The organism is Deinococcota bacterium (genome assembly GCA_030858465.1).
Taxonomy (GTDB): domain Bacteria; phylum Deinococcota; class Deinococci; order Deinococcales; family Trueperaceae; genus JALZLY01.
Map to the genome: position 1 here is coordinate 1 of JALZLY010000078.1, position 3655 is coordinate 3655.

Consider the following 3655-nt stretch of genomic DNA (forward strand, 5'->3'; position numbering starts at 1 on the left):
CCCTCGGCCTGGCGCTGGCGCTCCTGGCGGCCTACGGGGTGCAGACCTGGCTCGAGCGCGCGCTCGGGCCCGACGCCGCCCACGCCGCCGCGGCCTTTCTGCTCAACTTTTCGCAGGTGCCCGAGTCCGACGCGCCCTGGCGCTACCTCTCGACCGCCTTTGTGCACGCCAGCCTGGGCTCGAGCTTCGGCCTCTTGCACGTCGGCTTCAACGTCTGGGTGCTCTTCGACCTGGGCCGGCTCTACGAGGCGCGCCGGCACTGGGGCAGCCTTCTGGCGGCCTTTGTCTTCGGCACGGCGGCGGGCGCCTACCTGACGTCCGTCATGCAGGCGGGCGACCAGCTCGTCTTAGTCGGCGCCTCGGGCGGCGTCCTGGGCGTGGCCGGGGCGCTCTTGGCCGACACCCTGAACAGCAAGAATCCCTACGACCGCTCCCTCACGCGCTCGCTCCTGCAGTGGGTGGCCATCATCATGGTCCTCTCGGTCGCCATCCCCCAGGTCTCGCTCTGGGGCCACGCGGGCGGGCTTCTGGGCGGGCTGCTGTGGGGCTTCTTGCGCCAGGGCCTGGGTCCCGCCAACGCCGCCCTGCCCGACCGCGTCGCGGGCGCGGCCAGCCTGCTGGCGATAGGCTGGGCGCTGGCGATGGTGGCGGGGTGGCTGCTGCGCTATACCTGAGGGCGCCAGACAGGCGCCAGACAGGCGCCAGACAAAAGTCTCCTCGAGGTGTTGCCCTTGCGCTCCTACCGTCCCCGCTGGGGTAGACTCTAAAAGATGACACGCGCCCTTTCCCGTCTCGGCCTGGGTCCCGGCCTGGGTCTCGGCTTGAGCCTGCTCCTCAGCGCCTGCTTGAGCCGTCCCGACTCGCTCGCGCCGGTCGTCACCATCACTTCGCCTCCCGCCGGCACGGTGCAGCGCGCCGAGGGCCTCGAGGTCAGAGGCTACGCGCTCGACGACGACGGCATCTTGTCCATCCGGGTGAACGGCGGCGAATTCATGAGCGACCCCAGCTACGCGGGCGAGCGCGGCAACAAGCTGGTGGAGTTCGGCTTTCGCGTCCAGGGGGTACGCGGCGGCCAGCAGGAGTACCGGATCGAGGTCGCCGACAGCAGCGGCCGCAGCACCACCCTCGACTACCTCATCCAGATCGACGAGGAGCCTCCCGTCATCACCATCGAAGGGGTTGAGCCGGTGCCCGGCAACCAGCTCAGGGTGTCCGGGGTGGTGACCGACAACAACCTGGTCGCCCGGATCCTGGTCAACGACGAGGAGCTCTACTTCGCGCCGGCCGAGCAGCGGCGCTTTACCATGACCACCCTGCAGACGGGCGGCGCGGTGCGGGTGGTGGCCTACGACCAGGCGGGCAACCGGGCCGCCCTCGAGGCCACGCCCTAAGGTGGCCTCACAGGCGGCCTCTCAGCGGGCCTCGGGTCAGCGGGCCTCGGGCACGCCCGCCCAAACGCCCAGAACACGTCTCCCGGTGTCGAGCGCCGAGGTCTTCGCGGGGCTGGACCGGGAGCGGGTCATCGCCTTGGAAGAGCGGCACGGCAACGGCGACCTGATCAGGCTGCTCGAGATCTTGGGCATCGGCGGTCCCTTCAAGGTCTTGAACCCCTGGGAACTCGAGGACGAGACGGGCCGTCACCTCGTCAACGCCGGCGGCTACGCCGCCTTGCCCTTTGGCGAGGGCTACCCGCCGCTGCTGCGCTTTGTCGAGCGCTTTCTCAGCGAGAGCCGCAGCATGGGCTTTCCGCAGCAGTCGGCCTCGGACTGGCGCGCGGCCTTGGAGACCAACCTGGTCAGCCTGCTCGCGGCGGTGGCCCCCAGCCACGAAGACAGCCAGGTCTTCTTCTCCAACAGCGGCGCCGAAGCGGTCGAGGCCGCCCTCAAGTTCGCCAAGGCCGCCCGGCCCAGGGCCGAATACATCATCACCTTCAGCCGCGGCTACCACGGCAAGACCTTCGGGGCGCTGAGCGTGACGCCCAACGAGGAGTTTCAGTCCTCCTTCGCGCTCCTGCCGGGCATCGTGACCTTGCCCTACGGCGACAGCCAGGCCCTCAGAGACAAGCTGCGGGCGCTCGGGCCGGCCAGGGTAGCCGCGATTATCCTCGAGCCCCTGCAGGGGGAGGCGGGCGTCATCGTCCCGCCCGCGGACTTTTTGCCGGCGCTGGAAGCCATTCGCCAAGCGCACGGCATCGTGGTCATCGCCGACGAAATTCAGACGGGACTGGGGCGCAGCGGCCACTGGTTCGCCAGCGTCGCCAGCGGGCTCGACCCGGATATCATCACCTTGGCCAAGCCGCTGGGCGGAGGCGTAGTGCCCATCGGCGCGACCATCGCTCGCAAGTGGGTCGGCAAGCGCCTCTTGGGCGGCGTCTACTTCAAGCGCCACTCCAACACCTTCGGCGGCGGCTCGCTGGCGATGGCGGTGGGCCTCAAGTCGCTCGAGCTGATCGTCGAAGAGGATCTGGTCGAGCGCGCTCGCGCCCTGGGAGAGCGCGGCCGAGCGGTCCTAAAGGCCCTGCAGGCCAGCTATCCGGACTATATCCAGGACGCTCGCGTGGCCGGCATGCTGCTCGCTTTGCAGCTGAGGCCTCTTCTTCCGACCCACCCCGCCTTTGAGCAAGCGCTCATCAGGGCCTACAACCTCGCCATGCAACCGGTGCTCGCTTCCCGGGCGCTGCCCGTGCCCAGCACCATCATCAGCCAGCTCGTGGGAGGGCTGGCGGTTCGCAGCCTTCATCAGGCGGGCATTCACGCCTGTTACAGTCAAAACGCCAGCCGCACGGTGCGCCTCACCCCCGCCCTCAACATGCCCGAGGCGACCTTCGAAGAGATGTTGAGGCGCGCGGAGCGTGCGGTCGCCGCCTTTGGCCACACCAGCAAGCTCCTCTCCCGCTCACCCACCAAAGCCGTCAGCGAGCTCGTGCGCATGGCGCTGCTCGGCTAGGGTTGGCGGCTGGGGTTGGCGGCTGGGAAGAGGGCACGAACACGCACAGGTCGCGAGCGCAGAGCTCGATATCGAAGCGCTCACTCGCCGGCAACAGCTCGCCCTCCATGTGGGCCACGCGAGGCCGCGACCAGCGCACCGCGACGCGACGCGCGCGGGTGTGGTGGATCTCGGGGTGGCCCAGGTGCCGGCCCTTGATCACCCTGGGCAACAAGCCGAGCGTGCCCAGGCGGCCGAAGCGGCCGGCCACGACTACGTCCAGGAGGCCGTCGTCCACCCTGGCCTCCGGCGCGAACAGAAAGGCGCCCGCCACCCTGGGGCCGTTTAGGAGCGACACCAAGAGCGCCGGCCCGGCGTAGAAAGGCGCGCCGTCGGCCTCGACCTCTACCCCGACGGCCTCGAGGCGGCCGAGCGTGCTCAAGATCGCGTAGAAGTAGGCGTTGCGCCCCCTGAAGACGCTCGGCGCGTGGCGCACCGCGTAGGCCACGTCGGCATCGAAGCCGCTGCCCAAGGCGTTGAAAAAGGGCCGGCCGTTGACCCGGCCGCTGTCCACCCAGGCTGTCTTGCCCGCCAGGACCGCCGCCAGCGCCGCCGCCAAGCCGTGGTGCTCGAGCCCCAGCGCCACCGCGAAGTCGTCGCCGCTGCCGGCCGGCAGGACGCCCAGGACGCGCTCCGTGCCCAGACAGGCCGCCGCCACCTCGTGCACGGT

Annotated in this window: 4 protein-coding genes; 3 read left to right on the forward strand and 1 reads right to left on the reverse strand. The window is 69.9% G+C overall.

What is annotated here, in order from left to right; all coding sequences use genetic code 11:
* From M3498_03705 to M3498_03715, 3 genes are all read left to right on the forward strand, one after another.
* On the forward strand, positions 1 to 674 hold a 674-nt coding region (locus tag M3498_03705), incomplete at its 5' end, for a rhomboid family intramembrane serine protease (GenBank protein MDQ3458400.1).
* A 96-nt stretch (positions 675 to 770) separates the two neighbouring features.
* Positions 771 to 1391 (forward strand): hypothetical protein, encoded by a 621-nt coding sequence (locus M3498_03710; protein MDQ3458401.1) that lies wholly within the window; start codon positions 771 to 773, stop codon positions 1389 to 1391.
* 1 nt (position 1392) lies between these two features.
* Positions 1393 to 2946 carry an aminotransferase class III-fold pyridoxal phosphate-dependent enzyme gene (locus tag M3498_03715; protein ID MDQ3458402.1) on the forward strand — a complete coding sequence of 518 codons (1554 nt, stop codon included), beginning with the start codon at positions 1393 to 1395 and terminating at the stop codon, positions 2944 to 2946.
* On the opposite strand, the gene M3498_03720 is transcribed toward M3498_03715, so the two are convergent.
* A partial coding sequence (locus tag M3498_03720; GenBank protein ID MDQ3458403.1) for a diacylglycerol kinase family lipid kinase occupies positions 2912 to 3655 on the reverse strand: 744 nt, incomplete at its 5' end. The two genes, M3498_03715 and M3498_03720, sit on opposite strands and share 35 nt — an antisense overlap.

Excerpts from the sequence above, each read along its gene's own strand:
- M3498_03710 (MDQ3458401.1), top strand. The coding sequence starts at position 771 with ATGACACGCGCCCTTTCCCGTCTCGGCCTGGGTCCCGGCCTGGGTCTC.